Source organism: Endozoicomonas sp. Z74 (assembly GCF_057680865.1).
The window spans coordinates 38,826-62,077 of record NZ_JBLYZI010000010.1; the positions used below are offsets into that span (position 1 = coordinate 38,826).

Here is a 23,252-nt window from a genome sequence, read left to right on the forward strand (position 1 = left end):
CGCTGACCTCACAAAGCTGTTGTTATCGTCAATACCTTCCCTCTTGCCAACAGGCACCGGTGACCGGTGCCGCCGTCCCACGCTTTTACAGAAAAGCTATTCGGGGCGGCCCCGGGTATTAGCCAGAAGGGTATCGAGGCCAGCCGCTTTTGGTTTTACCAGCCAGAAGCGGCCACTGTAATCATAGAACTCATCAATCAACTCCTGTCCCCAGGCGCTGCCAGTTTCCTGAACATACTCTTCAAGAACACTCAGCAGATGCGATTGATAGGCCTCCATGTCTTCGGTATCGATCCTGTGGATATCCACCAGCTCGTGGTTATAGCGATCCACAAAGCTTCTCTCCATATCCAGTACATAGGCAAAACCACCGGTCATACCAGCACCGAAGTTATGCCCAGCCCAGCCAAGCACGGCAACCATACCGCCGGTCATGTACTCACAGCAGTGATCACCTGTACCTTCAACGACAGCAGTCGCACCAGAGTTACGAACCCCAAGTCGTTCACCTGCACGGCCAGCAGCATACAAGGTGCCTCCGGTTGCACCATACAGGCAGGTATTCCCTATAATAGCCGTTTCGTGGGTTATGAAGCTGCTGCCACGGGGTGGACGAATCACCAGCTTGCCACCGGTCATGCCTTTGCCCACATAGTCGTTGGCATCCCCCTCAAGCCTCATTTCCAGACCACCGGCATTCCAGACACCGAAACTCTGCCCCGCAGAACCGGTCAGCTTCAGCTTCAGTGGCTGATCCGCCATTCCCTGGTTGCCATGGCGCCTGGCAATTTCTCCCGACAACCGGGCTCCAATAGATCGGTCACAATTACCCACTTTGAAAGAGAATTCTCCTCCCTGGCCACTGTCGATCACACTAAGCGTCTGGCGAACCATCTCTTCAGCCAGCTCACCCTGATCGTACGGGGGATTACGATCCACCTGGCAAGTACTGGGTTTGTCTGCAGCCACCAGATCCGTTCCCAGAATGGGGGAAAGATCAAGGTTCTGCTGCTTTTCGGTATAGCCAGGCAACCGCTCAAGCAGTTCCGTACGACCTATAACTTCCTCTAGTGTTCTGACTCCCAACCTGCCCAACCACTCACGAACCTCTTCGGCCACAAAGGTGAAGAAGTTCATAACCATCTCCACATCACCCTTGAAATGCTCTTCTCGCAATTGTTGATCCTGGGTAGCTACACCGGTGGCGCAGTTATTAAGATGACAGATTCGCAGGTATTTACAGCCCATGGCCACCATCGGTGTGGTACCGAAACCAAAACTTTCAGCCCCCAGAATAGCGGCTTTGACCACATCCAGCCCGGTCTTGAGACCACCATCGGTCTGCAGCCGCACTTTGCCCCGCAGATCATTCCCACGCAGCGTCTGATGCGCTTCACTGAGACCCAACTCCCACGGGGAGCCGGCATAACGAATGGACGTCAATGGACTGGCCGCTGTACCACCGTCATAACCCGAAATAGTGATCAAATCCGCATAAGCCTTGGCAACACCGGCAGCAATCGTACCAACACCCGGCTCAGACACCAGCTTCACGGATACCAGGGCTTCGGGGTTGACCTGTTTAAGGTCATAAATCAGCTGTGCCAGATCCTCAATGGAGTAAATATCGTGGTGGGGCGGTGGTGATATCAGAGTCACACCGGGCACGGAATAACGGAGCCGGGCGATCAGTTCGTTCACCTTGCCTCCCGGCAACTGGCCACCCTCTCCCGGCTTGGCTCCCTGGGCCACTTTAATCTGCAATACTTCGGCATTGACCAGATAGTGAGGGGTCACTCCAAAGCGTCCGGAAGCGATCTGCTTGATCTTGGAAACCCGGTTGGTGCCATAGCGAGCCTCATCCTCACCCCCTTCACCGGAGTTGGAACGACCTCCCAGACGGTTCATGGCTTCTGCCAAGGCTTCATGGGCCTCAGGGGAGAGAGCCCCCAGACTCATTGCCGCCGAGTCAAACCGACGGACAATATCAGCCACCGGTTCCACCTCTTCCACAGCCATCGCCTGCCCGGCCAGTTTCAGGCCAAACAGGTCCCTCAAAGTGGCTACCGGACGCTGATTGACCAGTTCGGAATATTTCCGGTATTCCTGATAATCACCGGTTTTAACCGCCACCTGCAGCTGCTGCACTACGTCGGGATTAAAGGCGTGATATTCACTGTCATGGACGTATTTCAACAAGCCACCCTGCTGAATTGGCTTTCGGGCTTTCCAGGCAGTTTCCGCCACCAGAGCCTGCTCATTCTGCAAGTCTTCAAAACGGGCACCTTCAATGCGGCTCTGAACACCACGGAAACAAAGATCCACCACCTCCGATGACAGCCCGATGGCTTCAAACAGTTGAGCCCCCCGATAAGAAGCGATGGTTGAAATCCCCATTTTGGACAGGATTTTCATCAACCCTTTGCCAATCCCCTTCCGGTAAGATTTATAAGCATCCAGAGGGTCAGCCAGCACCTCACCAGAGCGGATCTGGTCATTAATGATTTCGTAGGCAAGATAGGGGTACACCGCAGTGGCACCAAAGCCAATGAGAACCGCAAACTGGTGTGAATCTCTGGCTGAGGCCGTCTCAACAATGAGATTCGACTCGGAACGAAGGCCTTTGCCAATCAACCGGTGATGAACGGCACCCGTCGCCATGGCCGCCGGAACCGGCAGCAGTCCCTGGTCTATGTGTCGGTCTGAAAGGCAGATCAACACCTTTCCTGACTGAACCGCCTGCTCAGCCTGGTCACAGATATCATTGATGGCCTGCTCCAGCCCCACCGGTGGTTCATAGGTCAGGTTAATCGTGTGTGACTCAAATGACTTATGCTGGTGGCGCACACTCATCAGGTCCAGAAACTTCGTGGTGGACAGTATCGGAGACTTCAGAATAACCCGGGCAGCGTGCTCAGGCGTTTCCTCAAATACATTCAGTTCACGACCCAGACAGGTTTCCAGGGACATGACAATCGCCTCCCGAAGCGGGTCAATGGGCGGATTGGTCACCTGGGCAAACTGCTGCCTGAAATAATCGTAGATCGAACGGGTCCTGCCAGACAGAACCGCCATGGGGGTATCATCCCCCATCGAACCCACGGCTTCCTGGCCAGCTTCAACCAGTGGCCGGATGACCTGGTCACGCTCTTCAAAACTGACCATGAACATCTTCTGAAATGCCTTAAGCTGCTCCTCAGTGAAGGTATCAACCTTGTGCTGATCCTCATTGAAATGAGAGCGGATACGGTATGCGTTCTTCTTCAGCCACTTTTTGTAAGGCTGGCTACTCTTGAGCTTATTGTCGATATCGTGGGCCTGATGCAGCTCACCGGTTTGGGTATCAATGGCCAGTACTTCGCCGGGCCCCACCCGTCCCTTGGCCACCACATCTTCCGGCTTATAACCATGAACCCCCACTTCAGAGGCCACAGTCAGGTAGCCATTTTTAGTGATCACCCAACGTGACGGCCGGAGGCCATTTCTATCCAGGGCACAGACGGCATTGCGACCATCGCTGATCACCAGACCTGCCGGCCCATCCCAGGGCTCCATATGCATGGAACTGTATTCATAAAACGCCCGAAGGTCCGGGTCCATGGTATCGACATTCTGCCAGGCCGGTGGAATCAGCATGCGGATGGCACGGTAAAGATCCACACCGCCAGTCACCAGTACTTCCAGCATATTATCCAGGCTGGAGGAGTCGGAACCGGTTCGGTTGACCAGGGGTGAAATATCATCCAGAGTCGGCAGCAGGGGTGACTGGAACTTCTGTCGACGGGCCTCAGCCCAGTTCCGGTTTCCAGTGATGGTATTGATCTCACCGTTATGAGCCAGCATGCGGAAAGGCTGGGCCAGCTGCCAGCGCGGCATGGTGTTGGTGGAAAAACGCTGATGAAAGACACAGATAGCCGTTTCAAACCGGGAATCCCCGAGATCCGTGTAGAAGGATGGCAGGTCCACCGGCATCATCAGCCCTTTGTAGGTAATGACCTCTGAAGACAGGGAGCAGATATAAAACTCTTTATCCTCAGCCATCACCATATTGGTGTATCGGCGGGCCATATAAAGGCGGGCTGCAAACTCTTTATCCTCAAGCTGCCCCTGGGCACCAATGAATACCTGCTCAATACCGGGTAGCTGATCCCGGGCAATAGGCCCCAGGCAGTCACTGTTGACGGGAACCTCCCGCCAGCCAATCACCTGCAACTGCTGTTTTTCCAGTTCCTTTTCCAGGGTGGTTCTGGCTTTGGAGGCCTGAGCATCGTCATTGTTCAGAAAAATCATACCCACAGCATATTGGGCAGGTAGCTCACACCGCAGCTGCTCTTTGACCACAGTCCGGAAAAACGTATCCGGTTTCTGGATCAACAGTCCACATCCATCACCGGTTTTGCCATCGGCAGCAATACCGCCACGATGGGTCATACAGGTAAGGGCTTCAATGGCTGTCTGCAGAAGGTGATGACTTTTTCGGCCTTCCATCTGGGCAATCAGCCCGAAACCACAGTTATCCCGAAACTCCCCAGGATTATACAGACCTGCTTTCATAGGCACTCTCTCATCAACCGATTATTCTTCTGGCTCGCCCGCAGTCATCCCGACTTTCATGGCCACGGCGTTCATGGACAGCCTTCACTCATGAAGGATGGAACGTTCTGGCAGGCTTTGCTGCTCTGTCAGGCAGCTCTCTATTGAGACATTCAGGCGGCAGAACTTCATGACTTAACCGGGACGGTTCTACTTCAAGCTCTGCCTGTTGAGCCAAACTTATCTTCATCATTCTCCGGCTCGGGGTTTCACCCTCTTTGTTTACCGGCTTACCCGCCAGTATCCACCTGTCGTGCTCTTCTCATGTTTGTTCTCAAGGAATCAGCAGCGTCACCAGGATCTTTTATCTGCTTCTCACGCCCTCGACAGGCAAAACGGCTCGCCATTTTACACGCCCACCTATGCAATCACAAATGACCCTTATCAACCCAAGTAGAAACCGAAAGGAAAAAGTCTGAAAAATCAAAAAGGAGTCAGATCCCTGCTGGACTCAGGTCAGATTCCTGGAGAGCAGTAAACAGAAGAGAACAGTACCGGGGAAAGCTCCCGGCACCCAGGCAGTCAAACGCCATGATAACTCTGAAGACAGGCCTTCAGCTGGCCGTGATCAAAACCATCGTCAATCACCGCCTTGCCTACAGATTCCAGTAACACCAGCCGCAATTGGCCATCCATTACTTTTTTGTCCACCGACATCAGCTCAAGAAAGCGCTCTGGCGTCATATCCCCGGGAGGTGATACGGGAAGCCTCGCTCTTTCCAGCAGGCTGATAATCTCATTCACCTCTGCTTCACTGATATAACCCAGGCGACAAGACAGGTCAGCAGCCATGACGATGCCCGCCGCCACAGCCTCTCCATGCAGCCAGTCACCATAACCCATGTGGGTTTCTATGGCATGACCAAAGGTGTGCCCCAGATTAAGAATGGCTCTCAATCCGGATTCCTTCTCATCCGCCTCTACGACTCTGGCCTTATTCTGGCAGGAGTGAAGGATTGCGTATGACAGGGCCTCTGGATCACGACTCATCAGCCGGTCCATATTGACCTTGAGCCAATCGTAAAAAGGGCGATCACAGATCAGTCCGTACTTGATCACCTCGGCCAGTCCGGCAGACAACTCCCGGTCAGGAAGCGTAGACAGCGTATCAGTATCAACCACAACCACATTTGGCTGATAAAAGGCGCCGATCATATTTTTACCCAGTGGGTGATTGACTCCGGTTTTTCCCCCTACTGAGGAGTCCACTTGGGAAAGCAGTGTGGTGGGAACCTGAATGAAATCGACTCCACGCTGGTAGCAGGCAGCAGCAAACCCGGTCATATCACCGACAACGCCGCCACCCAGGGCAATCAACGTCGTCTTTCGAGTGTGGCGGGCCTGCAGAAGCCCATCAAAAATCCGGTTGAGCACCTCAAGATTCTTATACTGCTCACCATCCGGCAAAATGACATTTATGCAGTCGTCTATACGGCCGCAGCTGCTGAGGGTCCGCTCAAGCATCTGGAGATAAAGGGGAGCTACCGTCTCATTGGACACCAACACAACCTGGCGACCTTTAATGTAAGGATGGAGGCAATCCGGGTCAGATAACAGCTGCGGACCAATAAAAATAGGATAAGTACGATCGCCCAAATCAACCTTGAGTTCCAGCATTTACAAACCTCTTTTAGTACTGACAGGCCTTTTTCTTACAAATCCCTTTTTCAGGAGCCTTGCTGCTCCAGGCCATTACCCGCTTCAACAGATTCAATGATGGTTCGGATCACTTCCCGGGGGGAAAGGGCTTCCGTATCCAGAGTCAGGTCAGCAATAGAACGATAAAGCGGGTCTCTCTTCTTCAAAAGATCCGTAAGCACCGCTTCCCGGTCGGGCCTTTGCAGCAACGGCCTTTTTTTATCTTTCTCGGTTCTTTGCAGCTGCGCCGCCACGGATGCCTGTAAATAGACCACAAACCCGTTTTTATTCAGATGCCTGCGGTTTCCAGGGCGACCCACAGCACCTCCCCCCGTAGCCATAACAATATCACTCTTACTGCAGAGTTCTTCAATGACCTGGCTTTCCCGGTTTCGGAACCCCTGCTCACCCTCGACATCAAAAATCCAGGGGATATCCGCACCACTGCGTTCTTCAATCACATGGTCAGAATCGAAAAACGATCTCGCCAGTTCCTTTGCCAGCAGACGACCAATGGTACTTTTTCCAGCCCCCATGGGCCCTATCAGATAGATATTGTTCAACGGCATTCTTTTTGCCAGCCCGACTTCCTGCCCGTGTGAGCCGAGCGTAGCGCATAGCCGCTGTTAATGACAATAATCGCTGACATTTTTTTCCCCTTACCCCGGTTCTCCCAGAAGAAGAGGGGGTTAACAACATTAAATCAGACAGAGGGGGAAAGGCTGGAGAACGAAAAAACCCTCTCCCAGGGAGAGGGTTAGAGTGGGAAGGTTGACAGAAAAGGATTAGCGCAAGGCTACCCCTTCATTGACAATCCTGGGAGTAATGAAGACCAGCAACTCTTCCTTATCATCACTTTCGGTCCGCTGCCGGAAAAGAGCGCCCACATAAGGAATATCGCCAAGAAGGGGTACCTTGGTGATCCCTTGCTTCTTGGTCTGTTTGAAGACACCACCCAATACAACAGTCTGACCATCCTCAACCAACACCTGAGTGGTTATCTCATTGGTGGAAATGATCGGAACATTGGTATTGGTATTGTCGGTGGTATCATCATTATTCACCTTAATATCCATGATGACCCTACCGTCAGGCGTAATCTGAGGGGTTACCTCAAGACCGAGAACAGCGTCCTTGAAAGCAACCGAGGTGGCACCACTGGAGGTTTTTTCCTCATAAGGTATTTCTTTACCCGACTTGATCACCGCCTTGGTCTTATCCGCAGTAATAACCTTGGGCTGGGAAACCACCTCACCACCACCATCACTCAGCAGGGCAGACAACTCAAGATTCAAAATAGTACCGCTGCCTGTAGAGAAACCGATAGCAAGAGCACTTGAGCCTGTGCCGGAGACACTGAGATCGGTAAAGACATCCCCATCCTGGCCACCACCAATATCCAGTTCACGGCCATTCTCCGCAAACTTTGTCTTACCACTCCACTTAACCCCTAGCTCTTCCTTGAAGTTCGAGCTCAGAGTGACAATTCTGGCCTCAATCATTACCTGACGAACCGGAATATCCAACTGCTCAATTAACGCCCGCAGTTCATCCAGCTTGGCCTGGGTATCTTTGATCAGCAGACTGTTCGTCCGGGATACTACTTGAACCGAACCTCTCTCAGTGAGCAGGGTCTCATCGGCCTTCCCCTGCAACACTTCGGCAATTTCACCGGCATCGGCATAGTTGATCTGGATCAGGTCGGTATAAACGGGTGCCAGCTCACGGATTTGCTTTTCATTCTCCAGCTGCTGGCGCTCACGGGCAGCGATTTCTTCCGCAGGAGCCACCGTCAGCACATTACCTTCAAGACGCTTATCCAACCCCTTGGCCTTGAGCACAATATCCAGAGCCTGATCCCATGGGACATTCTGTAAACGCAGGGTGACATTACCCCCAACCGTATCCGAGGCCACCAGATTAAGGTCGGTGAAATCCGCAATCAGCTGAAGCACTGCCCGGACTTCAATGTCCTGGAAGTTAAGGGAGAGCTTATCCCCTTTGTAGGACAGCCCGGTTTTCCTTCTGCCAAGATCCTTATTGGAGGGCGCCTTGACACTCACGGTCAGAAGATTATCGGTCTGGTAAGCAAGGTATTCAAACTCACCCTTTGGCTCGATAATAATGATACTGTTACCGTCCTCAACACTGGCATCGATAAACTTGACCGGTGTAGCAAAGTCAACAACGTCCAGCCGGTTACGGAGCCGTCCGGGCAAAACATCTCCCTGGAACTCAAGGCGGATACGCCCAGCCTGCTCGTTCATATCCATGGGAATTTTGGCATCTGCCAGGGTAATAATGACCTTGCCTTCGCCATCTTCACCCCGCTGGAAATCAATGTCCGATATGCCGGTATTCACGCCCGGTGCAACCGGAGCACCGTTCACTGAAACGTTCTCACTCAGGGAAGGATCAGGCCTGGCCCCATCCCCCAGATAAACATGAAGAACCCTGCCCTCTGCCTTACTGGTAAAGCGGGTAGATTCCCTCAGGTTAATCACCAGCCTGGTTCGATCCCCAGCCTCCAGAACGGTGACGCTTTTGGCATTATTGAACCCCACCTCGTTGTACTTGGGCAGTTCACTGCGGGTGTACGGAAGGTCAATGGAAATTCTGGGTGGTTTCTCAATACTGTAGCCATTGGCGATGGGCGCAGGCCCATCAAACGTCAGGCGCAGCTCAACCATATCACCAGGTAGACCTGAAACGTCCATTTTCTTGAGGGTAATCCCCCAAGCCGAGAGCGGTAGCAGAGCTAACACCGCATACAGCAGCACTCGAACTGCGTTCGCCTGCAACACGGGCCTGTTATCCATCTAATTTACCCATTTAAGAATTAGAATTGTTGTTATCATCGGCATCACTCGCGAATAATCCAGCCAGACACATCAGTCAGTCTCAACTCATACCCAGTCATACCCATTTCTCCCCCAATAAGCGCAATAATAAAACAACAGCCATGGGCAATCCCCCCTTGGCAAAAAACTGTTTTCCAGCGAAAAAAGGCCTCCCCCGCTGATCATGCACGGGGGGTGACGCAAAATGCGCTTCTTTCACTACAGACATTTGATACAGAAAATACAGCGATCAAAAACGACAAAAAATCATGGCCTGGCCGTGTTCAGCCTGAGCACCCTTGGTCTTTCAATCCAGAATTTTGGCCCCGCGGGAACGATCTCTATCAGCCTCATCTCTTCATCATCGATATAGGTGATGCGGCCATGGTTACGCCCCAGGTAATCCCCTACCCTGACCCGGTGAACCCCATCCTTTCCGCGTACCAGCCCCCAGAGGCCTTCATCATTGCTGATGGACCCCACAAGAAAAAAGGAATCAATTTCAAACTGTTCCAAGTATTGCTTCACCCGGTTTGGATCCGGCTTAACATTGCTGTTGACCTGCTCCTGGGTCAGGCTGACTTTTACGGGCTGCCGGAATGGGCTTCGCTTGGCTGATGCCCCATAAGTAAAGGCTTCATAAGGCTGAAATTGAGGTAACGGCTCGATATTCCCCGTTGGCCTGGCTCTCATGTCCGCCATATATTGGTCAATATCCTGATAGCCACTGCTCGAGCCACCAGAACAACCGGCCAGCAACAACAGGGCAGCCATCACAAAACTAAAGAAAGAGTGACTTATTAAGCGCTTATACCTTGATTGAGCGCGAAGAGAGGGCTGAATGAGTACCATCAGTTACCCCCTTTATCATTGTATCGATAGGTTTTGGCCAGGATACTCATGGTCAACTCTCCATCCCTGCCTGGCCTGATATCAAAGTCATGGAGCGTTACAATCCGGGACAGGCTGGCAACCCCACTGACAAAATTGCCCAGGTCGTGATAAGTCCCCCGAACGGAAATACTGATGGGTAACTCAATATAAAACTCCGTCACCTTCTCATTCTGCAGCTTGATCTCTTCGATCTGCAGCCCGGAGCCACGCCCCGTAAAGGTTATGTCTTCCAGCAAACCGGGAACTTCTGTATCACTGGGCAATTGCCGGACCAGGGCGCCAAATGAGTCCTCCATTTCCGTCATCTGATCCCGGTATGCACTGAGATTGGCGGCCTGGAAGGCTTTGATACGATACTGCTCTTTAAGGTCCTTTTCGCTACTGACTGCGGTCTCATATCGAGACTGCAGTCCAGTCAGGTGAAGCTGATAACCCAGCCCCAGGACAATGGCCATGGTCAAAACACAGGCAATGACTCGGACAGCAATGGGCCAGGCACCAATATTTTCAAGATCAAGATCATTAATATCGATCTCATTCAACTTTTGCAATGAATCCGCAAGGCTCATGATTCCCCCTCATCCTGACCGGGATTGACCTGCTTCACCGTCAAATCAAACTCATTCCAGCGTTCGCTATTCTCAGAAATCTTTCTCACGGCAGTCAGGTTAGGATCTGCAAACCACTCAGAACTGTTGAAGTTCCGCATCAGGGCTGAGATACGGTTGTTGGATTCAGCAACACCCACCAGGGTTAAACGGTCACCGCTGAGCACCAGTTCCTTGAAGTAAACCCCTTCCGGAACTACCCGGGCCACCTGATCAAACACCCTGACAATCACTGGCCGGTTGCCCTGCAGATTCTGGATAACCTCCATCCTCTCCAGCAGCTCTTCCTTTTTGGCTTTCAAGTCTTTGATTTCAGTAATGCGCTTGTTCAGCAGGTTAATCTCGTTCTGAAGGTACTGGTTCCGGCTCTGCTGATAGCTGATGCCGTTACTTATGTAGAGGTCTCCAATAAAGATCAGGCCAACCGCCACCAGAATCGTCACCACCCAGGCTGCCGCAAAGCGTTTTTTACGCTCCTCTCTGAGCTGCTCCCGCCAGGGTAAAAGGTTTATTCTTGCCATCAGTCAAAACTCCTCATGGCAAGCCCGCAGGCAATCATTAGTGACGGCGCCTGGCTGGTCAGGCTGGCCGCATCCACTTTGCCAGCCAGAGACATTCTGGCGAAAGGGTTGGCAAGCCTTGCCGGCGTACCCAGCTTATCCTGAATCATTTCAACCAGCCCTGATATAGAAGCGGAACCACCCGCCAGGGCAATGGCATCTATGTCATTGTACTGACTGGATGAGTAGAAAAACTGAAGCGAGCGGGATATCTGTTGAACAACAGTTTCCCGGAAGGGTTGGAGCACTTCCGGCTCATAGTCGTCCGGCAGCCCACCTTTACACTTGGCCCTTTCTGCTTCTTCAGGGGACAAGCCGTAACGGCGCTGGATCTCGTCTGTAAGCTGCTTTCCACCAAACAACTGTTCACGGGTATAAACCGTTTTCCCCCGGCTGATCACATTCAGGGTGGTGGTAGTTGCCCCAAAATCCACCACAGCGACAACCGGGTCTTCGTCAGGGAGATCCAGTTGATCTTCAATCAGCTCGCAGGCCCGCTCCATGGCGAAGGCCTCAACGTCGACGATTTTGGTTTTCACTCCACCGAGCCCAAGGGCCTCTTCACGCATTTCGACGTTATCCCTTCGACAGGCTGCCAGCAGCACCTCAACCCGTTCAGGGTTTTTCTCATTCAGCCCCTGGACTTCAAAGTCAATGGCCACTTCGTCCAGGGCGTAAGGGATGTACTGATCCGCCTCAACAGCAATCTGGGTCTCCATCTCATCTTCACTGAGAGAAGCATCCATTTCGATGGTTTTGGTAATCACTGCGGCGCCTGATACGGCGACTGCGGCATTTTTCAAACTGGAACGGGAGCGGGACAAAGCCCTGGAGACGGCTTCGCCGATAACCTCAGGCTCGTGAATGTTATTCTCAACAACTGCCCCCACAGGCAGGGGCTCGACGCCATAGGCTTCAACCCTGTATCGCCCTCCGCTGCGGCCTAACTCCAGGACCTTGACAGAAGTCGAGCTGATATCAACCCCCAAAATTGAACTTGATTTGCTCTTAAGCAACCCCAACACTGGTGCAATCCCTGGTTAATAGTTATAAGACTGATAGTTATAAGACCGATAGTCCTAATTAAATAACAGTCTGTGCATTTACGCAATTATGACTCAATCCATTCACACTCTAAACACCGGTTTTTAAAAGAAAATTTTACTCTAAAAAAGGTGTGAACCAGTTCTCAGGAAAAGCCCTTTTCAGCTGACCGTCATTTCACCGTATAATGACCTGTCACGATCGGCTGCCGGGACGGAAAATTGTCACTGCCAAAGTCACTTTAAGTCACTACCAGCCGGTGGCCTTTGCCTTACCTGGATGTCCGGACAACATGAAACGATCGGTTACACTTTTCAAATTCCTACTCTGGTCACTGTTAACCGTAGTCAGTGGCACCCTGCTTGTCAGCGCCAGCACTTATCTGTACCTCAGCCCTTCACTCCCCTCCGTTGACTCTCTCAGGGACGCCAAACTTCAGACCCCTCTGAGGGTCTATTCCAGAGACAACCTTCTGATTGCAGAGTTTGGTGAAAAGCGTCGGACCCCCATCCACTTTGAAGATGCCCCTCCCCACATGATCAAAGCCTTTATGGCAGCAGAGGATGATCGTTTCTATCATCACCCTGGGGTAGACATCATGGGACTGATCCGTGCCGCCGTTCAGCTGGTCACCACCGGCCGAATCCAGTCCGGAGGCAGTACCATTACCATGCAGGTGGCCAAAAACTTCTTTTTGAGCCATGAACGGGTCTTTTCAAGAAAATTCAACGAGATCCTACTCGCATTGCAAATAGAACAGCAACTGCCCAAAGATGAAATCTTTGAACTGTATCTCAATAAAATTTACCTGGGTAATCGTTCTTATGGCGTCGAGGCGGCAGCCCAAGTGTATTATGGAAAATCAGTCAATGAACTGACCCTCGCCCAAATGGCCATGATTGCCGGACTCCCAAAAGCCCCCTCCCGCTACAACCCCATCAATGACCCCGAACGGGCGATGGTCCGCAGGGACTGGATTCTTGGGCGCATGAAGGATCTCGGCTACATTGATCAAACTGCCTACCAAGAGGCTGTCAATCAGCCGGTCACTGCCAGTTATCATGGTGCCCGAATAGAGCTCCAGGCACCCTACATTGCCGAAATGGTTCGCCAGGAAATGGTGGAGCGCTTTGGACCAGAGGCCTATACAGAAGGGTTCAAGGTCTACACAACCATTGACAGCAAACTTCAGCAAACCGCCAACCAAGCCATTGCCAACGGTTTGATGGCCTATAGCGAACGACACGGCTACAGAGGCCCCGTAACCAACCTCTTTGAAAACCCTGGGGACGAAGGCTGGCAGTCGGTTCTCAACCGGACAAAGTCCATTGGTATTCTCCTTCCAGCCATGGTCACCCAGGTTGAAGAAAAGAAAGCGCTGATTGGCCTACAGAACAACCAGCAGGGAGAGATCGCCTGGGAAAATCTGAGCTGGGCCAAGCCGTTCCTCACGGTCAACAGCTTTGGCCGTTCACCCTCAGAAGCCAGGGACGTACTCAAGCCCGGCGACCAGATCTGGGTCAGGGCGATGCCGGATGGCAGATTGAGACTGGCTCAGGAGCCTGTGGCACAATCGGCCCTGGTTTCCCTCAACCCGGAAAACGGTTCCATTCTGGCATTGGTGGGAGGCTTTAATTTCTATGACAGTATGTATAACAGGGCTACCCAGGCGGTCAGACAGGCCGGCTCAGCATTCAAGCCTTTTGTCTATGCATCCGCCATTGCCAACGGTATGACCGCAGCCACCATCATTAACGATGCCCCCATCGTCTTTGCCGACGAAGGACTGGAAGACAGCTGGCGTCCAAACAACGACAATATGAAATTCAATGGCCCAATGCGTCTTCGGGAAGGCCTCTATCGCTCAAGAAACCTGGTGTCTATTCGGGTCCTCCGCCAGACCGGAATCAGCAACGCCATTCAATATCTGGAAAAACTGGGTTTCAGAGAGAACGCCCTGAGCAACAACCTTTCCCTTGCCCTGGGGAACGTGTCAATGACCCCCCTGGAACTGGCCAGTGGTTATGCCGTCATTGCCAACGGCGGGTATCGGATAGACCCCTACCTCGTGGAAAAAGTTGAAACTCTGGACGACGTTTATTACCAGGCAGAACCGGCCACTGTCTGCCGCCCCCCCTGCATAACTGACATTCAACACCAGACTCAAGGCTCAGAAGAAAAAAGCACTGAGCTTACTGATACCGATACTGAGTATTCGGAAGTTATCAACAACACAACCACCAGCACCACAGTCAATCCAGCTCAACAGGCCATGAGCCCGCAAGTCAACTACATCATGAACGACATTCTCAATGATGTTATCTGGAAAGGCACCGGACGCCGGGCAAGAGCTCTCAAGCGACAGGATATTGGAGGCAAGACTGGAACCACCAACGACAGCAAGGACGCCTGGTTTATGGGCTTCAACCCAGACGTTTTAACGGGCGTATGGGTTGGCATGGATGACTATTCCACCCTGGGCCGCTGGGAGTATGGAGCCAACGCCGCTCTGCCAATATGGCTGGAATATATGCAGACTGCTCTGACGGGGCTACCTGAAACCAAACTCCCACAACCCGATGGGCTGGTGATACTGAAGATCTCACCAGAGACCGGCAAGCTTGCCAGGCCCGATGACCCCAACGCCATTTTCGAGATTTTCCGAAAAGAACAGGCTCCACAACAGTTTAGTGAAGAGGGAATTCCTTCCCTGAGCGATCCGGAACAGGACTTTTCACCAGATGAACTGTTCTGACCCCCTTGAGTTCGGATAAGGCGTCGCCATCACTCCCACATAAGCGGCAGTGATGGCGAGAATAGCGCCCTGAACTTTAAATGCTTAATGGTTTAAGGAGATTTGAACCTGAAGCCCTGAGCCTTGTAGCTCGCCTTAAACACCCTTCGTAGTTTTTATATTTGTTGCTTACTACTCTCTGCCTCCCTATAGCTATGCATTGCCGGGATACAATACATCCCTGATATATACTGGCAACCGCTCCACGGTAACTGCTCCATGCGTTACTTTTATGCCCTATGGGTACTAACTCCCACATCCTTGTAGTCGTGCGTTGCCAGCATACAGGCCATCCATGGCCATACCCCGGGAATTGCTCCACGGTTTTGGCATCCTGCGTCACTCTAGCTCCCACATCCATGTGGTCGTGCATTGCCGTGTACAATACATCCCTGATATATACTGGCAACCGCTCCATGCGTTGCCAGCATACAGGCCATCCATGGCCATAAAAAAACCGGCAAAGAGGACTTTGCCGGTTTTACTCACACGCTTAACTAAACGACAAATTGAACTTATTTGCCGTAGTAAGCTTTCTTCAGCAGCACTTCCAGTTCAGAAACCAGAGGCATCCGCGGGTTGGCAGTGGTGCACTGATCCTCAAAAGCATGATTGGCCAGCATGTTCACTTTACCAAGAAACGCCTTTTCGCTGTGACCCATCTCTTTCAGGCTTAACGGCATCCCCACTTTCTTCATCAGATCACGCACTGCATTGGCCAGTGACTTAACCCCCTGATCAACAGTTTCACAGGGAAGTCCCAAAGCTTTTGCAGCTTCTGCATACTTCTCGTGAGCAATATAGTGGTCGTATTTAGGGAAGGATGTAACCTTGCTGGGCTTGGCCGAACCATTGTATTCAATGACGTGAGGCAGCAACAAGGCATTGGCCATACCATGAGGAATCTGCATTTCATGACCCAGTTTGTGGGCCATTGAGTGGTTAACCCCCAGGAAAGCATTCGCAAATGCCATACCTGCGATGCAGGAAGCATTATGCATTTTTTCACGGGAAACCTTATCACCCTCATCAACGGATTTCGGCAAATACTCAAATACCATCTGAATCGCTTTCATTGCCAAAGCATCGGTATAGTCAGATGCCATAACTGAAACAAGGGCTTCCAGGGCATGAGTCAGCACATCCAGGCCGGTATCTGCAGCGACCTTCTTGGGCACTGTCATCACCAGATTCGGGTCAATGATGGCAACATCCGGGGTCAGCTCATAATCAGCCAATGGATACTTCATCCCCCTCTCCTTGTCGGTAATTACCGCAAAGGAGGTCACTTCAGACCCGGTACCAGAAGTGGTAGGGACCGCAATCATTTGAGCCTTTTGACCCAGCTTGGGGAATTTGTAGACGCGCTTGCGGATATCCAGGAACTTCTGAGCCATCCCCTCAAAGTCCGCATCCGGCTGCTCGTAGAACAACCACATGCCTTTTGCAGCATCAATCGCGGAGCCACCACCCAGAGCAATAATGGCATCAGGCTCAAACCTGGCCATATCTTCGGAACCCGCACGAATGGTAGCCAGGCTTGGATCAGGCTCAACCTGATTGAATACCCGGATTTGAACCGGCACTTTACGCTTGTTCAAGTGATAACGGATTTTATCCACATAACCCAGCTGATCAATCACCGGATCAGTAACAATAAAGACCTTATGAATCTCCGGCATCTTCTCCAGATATTGAAGAGAGTTAGCCTCAAAGTAAATTTTCCGGGGCAGCTTGAACCACTGCATATTCACACGACGCTTGGCCACACGCTTCAGGTTGATCAAGTTCACTGCAGACACATTGGAAGTTGTACTGTTACCACCATAACTGCCGCAACCCAGAGTAAGGGAGGGCATATTGGTGTTATAGATATCACCAATGGCACCATGGGTGCTCGGGGAGTTAATGATAATCCGCCCCGCTTTCATGGCCAGAGAGAACTGGTCAATCACCTGATCGTCCTGGGCATGCAGAACCGCAGAGTGGCCAAGCCCACCAAAGTTCAGCATCTGGTCAGCCAGCTCAATGGCATGCTCCGCATTTTTAGCTTTCAAAATGCCAAGAACCGGAGAGAGTTTTTCACGGGAGAGAGGAAATTCTGGACCAACGCCCTCGATCTCACAGGCCAGTACTCGAGTCTCCTCAGGCACTTTGATACCTGCCATGCCAGCAATATCAGAGGGCTTCATACCGACAATCTTACTGTTAACATGACCATCAATAATGACAACCTCAGCAAGACGCGCAGTTTCTTCAGGGCTGGTAAAATAGACACTCTGCCCTTTCAGCTCTTTCACTGCATCTTTATAAACTGCCTCATGAACGATCGCAGCCTGCTCTGACGCACAGATCATGCCATTATCAAAGCTCTTGGACATCACCAGATCATTACAGGCCTGCTTGATATCCGCAGACTGATCAATAATGCAAGGCACATTACCGGATCCCACGCCCAGAGCAGGCTTACCGGAAGAGTAGGCAGCCCGAACCATGCCGGAGCCACCGGTAGCCAGAATCACGGCCACTTCAGGGTGCGTCATCAGCTTCTGGGTCGCCTCAATGGAAGGCTGCTCAACCCACAGTACACAGTCTTCCGGAGCACCCGCCTCTACCGCGGCATCCCTGACAATACGGGCCGCCTCACTGGAACATTTCTGGGCAGAAGGGTGGAAGGCAAAGACAATCGGGTTCCGGGTCTTTGTGGCAATAATGGATTTAAACATCGTGGTGGACGTAGGGTTTGTTACCGGCGTCACCCCACAGACAATACCTACTGGCTCCGCAACCAGCATGAAGTCTTCTTCCGCATTGTCCTCAATGACCCCCACCGTCTTGTCATACTTGATAGAGTGGTAGATATACTCAGTAGCAAAAATATTCTTGGTAACTTTGTCTTCAAGGATACCGCGGCCGGTTTCTTCTACCGCCATTCGCGCCAAATCCATGTGAGCTGTGAGCCCAGCCAGGGCCATGGCCTTGGTAATACGATCAATGGCTTCCTGGTCAAGCTTCAGGAATTTTTCCCGCGCAACCATTGCCCGCTCGATCAGAGCATTGATCTGAGCATCCACATCCTGAACCACGGCCTCCTTTTTCACAGTTTTAGCAGCCTGCTTGTTACTGGCCATAATTACATCCTCTAGTTGATAGTCAAAACAGTTAAACCCAATAAATCTTTTTTCAGCTCATCAGCAGTACACCATTAACAGCTCGACAACTGACGTCTACAATAATCTTCAAGCAGCACTTTGACCTCCCCAGCCGTCGCAAGATTGACCGCAAGGCCCGCCAACGCTTTTAAGTCAGTAAACCGGTTTTTTCGAAGCACTTTTTTTACCCGGGGAATATAAGTAGCACTCATACTGAGCTCATTTATTCCAAACCCAGCCAGCAACATCACTGCTAACTCATCTCCCGCCATCTCTCCGCACATGCCCACCCATTTCCCGGCATTGTGGGCACAGTCAACCACTCTTTTAACCGCTCGAAGAACACTGGGAGAAAAGTAATCGTAAAGCCCACTGATCCGGTTATTACCGCGGTCGACCGCCAGGAGATATTGAGTCAGGTCATTGCTGCCAATACTGAAAAAATCCACTTCTTCAATCAGCAAATCCGCAATCAGTACTGCCGATGGCGTTTCAACCATAACCCCAATCTCAATTTCCTGGTCAAAGGGGACTCCTGCTATGGCAAGTGCTTCCTGCTCTTCCTTTACCATTGATCTCAGGCGGCGCACCTCATCCACTGAAATCACCATGGGAAACATGATTTTTACCCGACCATAAGCACTGGCCCGAAGAATGGCTCGCAGCTGTGTTTTTAAAATCCAGGGTTTATCAAAGCACATCCGGATAGCCCGCCATCCCAGGAAGGGGTTTTTCTCACGGGGTAATTCAAGATAAGAAAGGTCTTTATCTCCACCAATATCCAATGTCCGGATAATGACAGTTCGCCTGCTAACCGCCTGGACAACACTGCGGTATGCCTCGAACTGCTCTTCCTCACAGGGCATCTGGATACGATCCATAAACAGAAATTCTGTTCGGTATAATCCAATCCCCTCCGCCCCATGGCGCAGCGCCCCTTCAACATCCTTTGCTGTGCCAATATTGGCACAAACCTCATACCCCCTGCCATCAACCGTCTGGCAGGGAAGATCTTTTAGCCGGGATAACGACTGCCTTTCTTCAAGCAACTGCTTCTGGAGTTTTTTATAGTACTCAAGGGTATCCTCATCAGGATCCACCAGGACTTTATTATTAATGGCATCCAGCACCAACCTGACCCCATTTTGAATGCGCTCGGTCGCCACCAGGGAACCAACAATGGCAGGAAGCTCCAGAGACCGGGCCATAATCGCCGAGTGAGATGTCCGGCCCCCAAGATTGGTAATCACCCCCTTCACACGCGTAACATCAATGAGGGAAGTGTCAGAGGGAGTCAGGTCATTGGCGATCAGAATGGATCCCTCAGAAACATCACTCAGGGAAGTCACTTCAAGGCCGAGCAGGTTCCTTAACATGCGGCTGCCGACATCTTTTATATCCGCCACTCTTTCACGGAGATAAGGGTCATCGAGTTCTTCCAGCGCTGTAATGTTCTCACAAATAACGGCGCTTAACGCCTGATCCGCAGGCCTTAGCTCTGATATCGCCCTGACCACTTCGCTTTCAAGTTCTTCATCGGTGGCAACAAGAATATGGCCTTCAAATACAGCGGCCTCTTCCGCCCCCATTCGCGCTGCCGTCCGGTCCCGGATCACTTCTAACTGCACTACGGTTTTCTCTCTGGCCTGCCGAAACCGATACAGCTCTGCATCTACCTCACGGGCATCCAACCTACCTGTGCTGAGGGTAATATCACTCTCTTTCAGCACATAGCTGACCCCTATGGCTACACCAGAAGATGCAATAATGCCTGAAAACATAGCGCCACCCGCGTCATCACTGCCAGTAAACCAGCACCCCTACGAATTAAATAGCGATAAATCCTGCCAATAACACCCAACCGATTCAGAACTGTTTTAAATAAGCCGCTTTTAACCTCACCCTCAGGAACCACTCAAATGAAAGAAAGCACCTTGACAGAAAATCCTGCATTACGATTAATCTGCACTTCATTCATGCCAACAGCTCTCAAGATAGTGCATCATGAGCCAAGTCGCCCGTTCCGCTTCTGGAGCCTGAAAACCCCAAAGCCAAGGATCAAGTATAATATTTATTCATTAACAGATAGCTTTAAAGACCTCTATATAAACAACAGAGCTTGTTTATCTGAATTACAACACAGTAAAAGTTTAAAAAAAACTGATCCAAATCAAAATTTTCTTATTGCATTTTTAAATAAAAAACAAAACCAAAACCAAACACGAGCACACAAAATTACGCTCTTTTTTTTCAACGGATTTTTTTTCATCCTTATCACCACCTACTTTTCCAAACAACAAAAATCACAATACAGCCCTTACCGAACGGCTAAAAAAAAACCAGACCACCAAACAATATCGCTTATCCTGAAAAAAGACGGTAATTCAGGAAATAGTTTTATTCCCACCACAAGAAAACACCCGCATCAACAAAAAAACACCACGACAGAAACATTAAAAACCAAAACAACCTGAACTTAAGCCAATACCCATCAACACGACATCACACGCAAACACCAAAAACCACTCATTAAAAAACAGAATCACCCAGCGAAACCCAACAAAAAACACCCATTTAAAAAACTGCCTGTTCATACAACTTTATATATAGAAAACCCCTTTACCTCTGACCCCCTTTCCGTATCATTAGCACCCACAAAGGTACTGCATGTCTGGAAAAACCTGCAGCGTTTTCATCAACCGTGTTCCAGCTCCTCCTCAGGAGTATTTAAAGCAGGCACCGGCTGCTTGTAACGCTGACTCCCCCTGACAGACAGCCTTATCACAAGCTACACTCTCTGAACCACTGACCGAGGAATCATCATGGCACTGGTATCAATGACTGAAATGCTGAACAAGGCCAAAGAGGGCAAATACGCCGTCGGCCAGTTCAACGTCAATAACCTTGAATGGGCCCAGGCCATTCTGGCTGCAGCAGAAGAGACCCGGTCTCCTGTTATTTGCGGCTGCTCTGAAGGCGCTGCTCGCTACATGGGGGGCTTCAAGGTAGTTGCCTCAATGATCCGTGAACTGGTTGACTCCATGAACATCACCGTCCCAGTCGCCATTCACCTGGATCACGGCTCCAGCGTTGAAAAGTGCAAGGAAGCCATCGAGGCAGGCTTTACCTCTGTCATGATTGACGCCTCCCACGGGCCTTTCGAGCAAAATGTTGAAACCACCAAGATCGTTGTTGATTACGCTCACGAACGCGGCGTGTCTGTTGAAGCCGAACTGGGTGTTGTTGGTGGCCAGGAAGACGATGTGATTGCAGATGGCTGCGTATACGCCGATCCTCAGGAGTGCAAAGAGCTGGTTGAGCGCACCGGCATCGACTGCCTTGCTCCAGCCCTGGGCTCCGTTCACGGCCCTTACAAGGGCGAGCCAAACCTGGGCTTTGAAGAAATGCAGCAGGTTAAAGAGCTGACCGGCGTACCTCTGGTACTGCACGGTGGTACAGGCATTCCTGAAAACGACATCAAGAACGCCATCAGCCGCGGCACCGCAAAGATCAACGTCAACACTGAAAACCAGATTTCCTGGACGGATATGGTCCGCAAGGTTCTGGCAGAAAACGCTGAAGTGTACGATCCTCGCCACATCATTGGCCCTGGGCGTGACGCGGTCAAGGAAACCGTTATGGCCAAGATTCGCGAATTTGGTTCTGAGAATAAAGCCTGACCCTCCCTTTCAGGGTTTCAGCTTTCTGCTGAAACCCTGCCCTTCCATCTCCCTCCAAAAAAAAGCCTGCCATACCAAAACGGCCTGTGAATTTCTGAAAAAGACTGTTTTGCAAAGTTCAATGGTAAAGAGCGATAATAGCCTCCTTTCCAACCAGTGAACGGAGCAGGTAATGGCCCTGATCAGCTTACGACAAATGCTGGACCACGCCGCCGAAAACCATTACGGCATACCAGCCTTTAACGTAAACAATCTTGAGCAGATGCGCGCCATCATGGAGGCCGCTGACGAAACAAACTCCCCCGTCATCGTCCAGGCTTCAGCCGGTGCTCGAAAGTATGCCGGAGCGCCTTTTCTGCGCCATCTGATTCTGGCCGCTACAGAAGAGTTTCCCCACATTCCCGTGGTTATGCACCAGGACCATGGCACCAGCCCTGCCGTCTGCCAGCGCTCCATCCAGCTGGGGTTCACTTCAGTCATGATGGACGGATCCCTGAAAGACGATGGCAAAACGCCATCCAGTTATGAATATAACGTTGACGTCACCCGCCTGACCGTAGAAATGGCTCACGCCTGTGGCGTCTCTGTAGAGGGCGAGCTGGGATGCCTCGGTTCTCTGGAAACAGGACAGGCCGGAGAAGAAGACGGAGTTGGAGCAGAAGGAACCTTATCCCATGACCAGCTGCTGACCGACCCTGACGAAGCCGCCGAGTTCGTCAAAGCGACCCAGGTAGACGCTCTTGCCATCGCCTGCGGAACCAGTCACGGCGCCTATAAATTCACCCGTCCACCCACCGGTGACATACTGGCCATTGACCGGATTCGCGCCATTCACCAGCGCATCCCCAACACTCACCTGGTCATGCACGGCTCCTCCTCTGTACCCCAGAACTGGCTGAAAATCATTAACGACAATGGAGGAGCCATCCCTGAAACCTATGGCGTCCCACTGGAACAGATTCAGGAAGGCATTCGTCACGGGGTTCGAAAGGTCAATATAGACACCGACCTTCGTCTGGCATCCACTGGAGCCATTCGCCGTTTTCTGCAGGAAAACCCCGCTGAGTTTGACCCACGAAAATACCTGAAAGTCTCAACACAGGCCATGAAGGAAATTTGCATAGAGCGCTACCAGGCTTTCGGCTGCGCAGACCAGGGCAGCAAAATCCCCACCAGCAGCCTTGAAGTCATGTTTCAGCTATACAGCAGTGGAAAATTGAAACCTAAGGTTGCTTGAGCTCCAGATCAAAAAAAACCAGCCCTATGGACTGGTTCTTTTGTTTGGAGCGGGAAACGAGACTCACTCTTGTCCGATCGAAAGACGACCCCAGCCTTGTCTTTGCTTCCCAAAACCTTCAGACCAAAAAAAACCAGCCCTATATGGACTGGTTTTCTTGTTTGGAGCGGGAAACGGGACTCGCTCTTGTCCGATCGAAAGACGACCCCAAC

At 51.4% G+C, this 23,252-nt stretch carries 14 protein-coding genes; 4 read left to right on the forward strand and 10 right to left on the reverse strand.

The features are described 5' to 3' along the window. Positions 1–96: 96 nt before the first annotated feature. From gltB to ACNRUY_RS04785, 8 genes are all read right to left on the reverse strand, one after another. Positions 97–4,554, reverse strand: coding sequence for a glutamate synthase large subunit (gene gltB / locus ACNRUY_RS04750; protein ID WP_488110504.1), 4,458 nt, complete (start codon positions 4,552–4,554; stop codon positions 97–99). A 561-nt stretch (positions 4,555–5,115) separates the two neighbouring features. Next, the gene (gene aroB, locus ACNRUY_RS04755) at positions 5,116–6,210 is read right to left on the reverse strand and encodes a 3-dehydroquinate synthase (protein WP_488110505.1); all 1,095 of its coding nucleotides are present in this window, start codon (positions 6,208–6,210) and stop codon (positions 5,116–5,118) included. A 50-nt stretch (positions 6,211–6,260) separates the two neighbouring features. Further along, entirely contained in the window at positions 6,261–6,800 is a 540-nt protein-coding gene (gene aroK / locus ACNRUY_RS04760; RefSeq protein ID WP_488110506.1) for a shikimate kinase AroK, read from the reverse strand. Between the two features lie 216 nt (positions 6,801–7,016). Next, positions 7,017–9,050, reverse strand: a complete 2,034-nt coding sequence (locus tag ACNRUY_RS04765; RefSeq protein WP_488110507.1) for a type IV pilus secretin PilQ — start codon at positions 9,048–9,050, stop codon at positions 7,017–7,019. A gap of 288 nt (positions 9,051–9,338) precedes the next feature. Next, on the reverse strand, positions 9,339–9,923 hold the full coding sequence (locus ACNRUY_RS04770; RefSeq protein ID WP_488110508.1) for a pilus assembly protein PilP: 585 nt from the start codon (positions 9,921–9,923) through the stop codon (positions 9,339–9,341). Next, complete coding sequence (locus ACNRUY_RS04775; RefSeq protein WP_488110509.1) at positions 9,923–10,534, reverse strand: type IV pilus inner membrane component PilO; 612 nt, start codon at positions 10,532–10,534, stop codon at positions 9,923–9,925. Before ACNRUY_RS04775 ends, ACNRUY_RS04770 begins: the two co-directional genes overlap by 1 nt. After that, positions 10,531–11,094, reverse strand: a complete 564-nt coding sequence (locus ACNRUY_RS04780) for a PilN domain-containing protein (protein ID WP_488110510.1) — start codon at positions 11,092–11,094, stop codon at positions 10,531–10,533. The genes ACNRUY_RS04775 and ACNRUY_RS04780 overlap by 4 nt, the downstream gene beginning before the upstream one ends. Next, positions 11,094–12,158, reverse strand: a complete 1,065-nt coding sequence (locus tag ACNRUY_RS04785) for a pilus assembly protein PilM (RefSeq protein ID WP_488110511.1) — start codon at positions 12,156–12,158, stop codon at positions 11,094–11,096. The genes ACNRUY_RS04780 and ACNRUY_RS04785 overlap by 1 nt, the downstream gene beginning before the upstream one ends. A 311-nt stretch (positions 12,159–12,469) precedes the next feature. On the opposite strand from ACNRUY_RS04785, the gene ACNRUY_RS04790 reads away from it, so the two are divergent. After that, on the forward strand, positions 12,470–14,932 hold the full coding sequence (locus tag ACNRUY_RS04790; protein WP_488110512.1) for a penicillin-binding protein 1A: 2,463 nt from the start codon (positions 12,470–12,472) through the stop codon (positions 14,930–14,932). Positions 14,933–15,486: 554 nt separating this feature from the next. On the opposite strand, the gene adhE is transcribed toward ACNRUY_RS04790, so the two are convergent. Both adhE and ptsP read right to left on the reverse strand, forming a co-directional pair. Continuing rightward, the gene (gene adhE, locus ACNRUY_RS04795; RefSeq protein WP_488110513.1) at positions 15,487–18,102 is read right to left on the reverse strand and encodes a bifunctional acetaldehyde-CoA/alcohol dehydrogenase; all 2,616 of its coding nucleotides are present in this window, start codon (positions 18,100–18,102) and stop codon (positions 15,487–15,489) included. 74 nt (positions 18,103–18,176) lie between these two features. Next, positions 18,177–19,904, reverse strand: a complete 1,728-nt coding sequence (gene ptsP / locus ACNRUY_RS04800) for a phosphoenolpyruvate--protein phosphotransferase (protein WP_488110514.1) — start codon at positions 19,902–19,904, stop codon at positions 18,177–18,179. Positions 19,905–20,042: 138 nt separating this feature from the next. On the opposite strand from ptsP, the gene ACNRUY_RS04805 reads away from it, so the two are divergent. The 3 genes from ACNRUY_RS04805 to fba (ACNRUY_RS04815) all read left to right on the forward strand — a co-directional run bounded on the left by ACNRUY_RS04805 (position 20,043) and on the right by fba (ACNRUY_RS04815) (position 23,040). Continuing rightward, positions 20,043–20,597 carry a hypothetical protein gene (locus ACNRUY_RS04805; RefSeq protein ID WP_488110515.1) on the forward strand — a complete coding sequence of 185 codons (555 nt, stop codon included), beginning with the start codon at positions 20,043–20,045 and terminating at the stop codon, positions 20,595–20,597. A 348-nt stretch (positions 20,598–20,945) separates the two neighbouring features. Continuing rightward, positions 20,946–21,803: a class II fructose-1,6-bisphosphate aldolase gene (gene fba / locus ACNRUY_RS04810; protein ID WP_488110516.1), complete on the forward strand. Its 858-nt coding sequence runs from the start codon at positions 20,946–20,948 to the stop codon at positions 21,801–21,803. Positions 21,804–21,975: 172 nt separating this feature from the next. Then, the gene (gene fba, locus ACNRUY_RS04815) at positions 21,976–23,040 is read left to right on the forward strand and encodes a class II fructose-bisphosphate aldolase (protein WP_488110517.1); all 1,065 of its coding nucleotides are present in this window, start codon (positions 21,976–21,978) and stop codon (positions 23,038–23,040) included. The last annotated feature ends 212 nt before the right edge of the window (positions 23,041–23,252 follow it).

What these genes read in the sequence shown, in the direction of transcription:
- gltB (WP_488110504.1), bottom strand. Translation starts at nt 4,554, where the DNA reads ATGAAAGCAGGTCTGTATAATCCTGGGGAGTTTCGGGATAACTGTGGT.
- aroB (WP_488110505.1), bottom strand. Translation starts at nt 6,210, where the DNA reads ATGCTGGAACTCAAGGTTGATTTGGGCGATCGTACTTATCCTATTTTT.
- aroK (WP_488110506.1), bottom strand. Translation starts at nt 6,800, where the DNA reads ATGCCGTTGAACAATATCTATCTGATAGGGCCCATGGGGGCTGGAAAA.
- ACNRUY_RS04765 (WP_488110507.1), bottom strand. Translation starts at nt 9,050, where the DNA reads ATGGATAACAGGCCCGTGTTGCAGGCGAACGCAGTTCGAGTGCTGCTG.
- ACNRUY_RS04770 (WP_488110508.1), bottom strand. Translation starts at nt 9,923, where the DNA reads ATGGTACTCATTCAGCCCTCTCTTCGCGCTCAATCAAGGTATAAGCGC.
- ACNRUY_RS04775 (WP_488110509.1), bottom strand. Translation starts at nt 10,534, where the DNA reads ATGAGCCTTGCGGATTCATTGCAAAAGTTGAATGAGATCGATATTAAT.
- ACNRUY_RS04780 (WP_488110510.1), bottom strand. Translation starts at nt 11,094, where the DNA reads ATGGCAAGAATAAACCTTTTACCCTGGCGGGAGCAGCTCAGAGAGGAG.
- ACNRUY_RS04790 (WP_488110512.1), top strand. Translation starts at nt 12,470, where the DNA reads ATGAAACGATCGGTTACACTTTTCAAATTCCTACTCTGGTCACTGTTA.
- adhE (WP_488110513.1), bottom strand. Translation starts at nt 18,102, where the DNA reads ATGGCCAGTAACAAGCAGGCTGCTAAAACTGTGAAAAAGGAGGCCGTG.
- ptsP (WP_488110514.1), bottom strand. Translation starts at nt 19,904, where the DNA reads ATGTTTTCAGGCATTATTGCATCTTCTGGTGTAGCCATAGGGGTCAGC.
- ACNRUY_RS04805 (WP_488110515.1), top strand. Translation starts at nt 20,043, where the DNA reads ATGAAAGAAAGCACCTTGACAGAAAATCCTGCATTACGATTAATCTGC.
- fba (WP_488110516.1), top strand. Translation starts at nt 20,946, where the DNA reads ATGGCACTGGTATCAATGACTGAAATGCTGAACAAGGCCAAAGAGGGC.
- fba (WP_488110517.1), top strand. Translation starts at nt 21,976, where the DNA reads ATGGCCCTGATCAGCTTACGACAAATGCTGGACCACGCCGCCGAAAAC.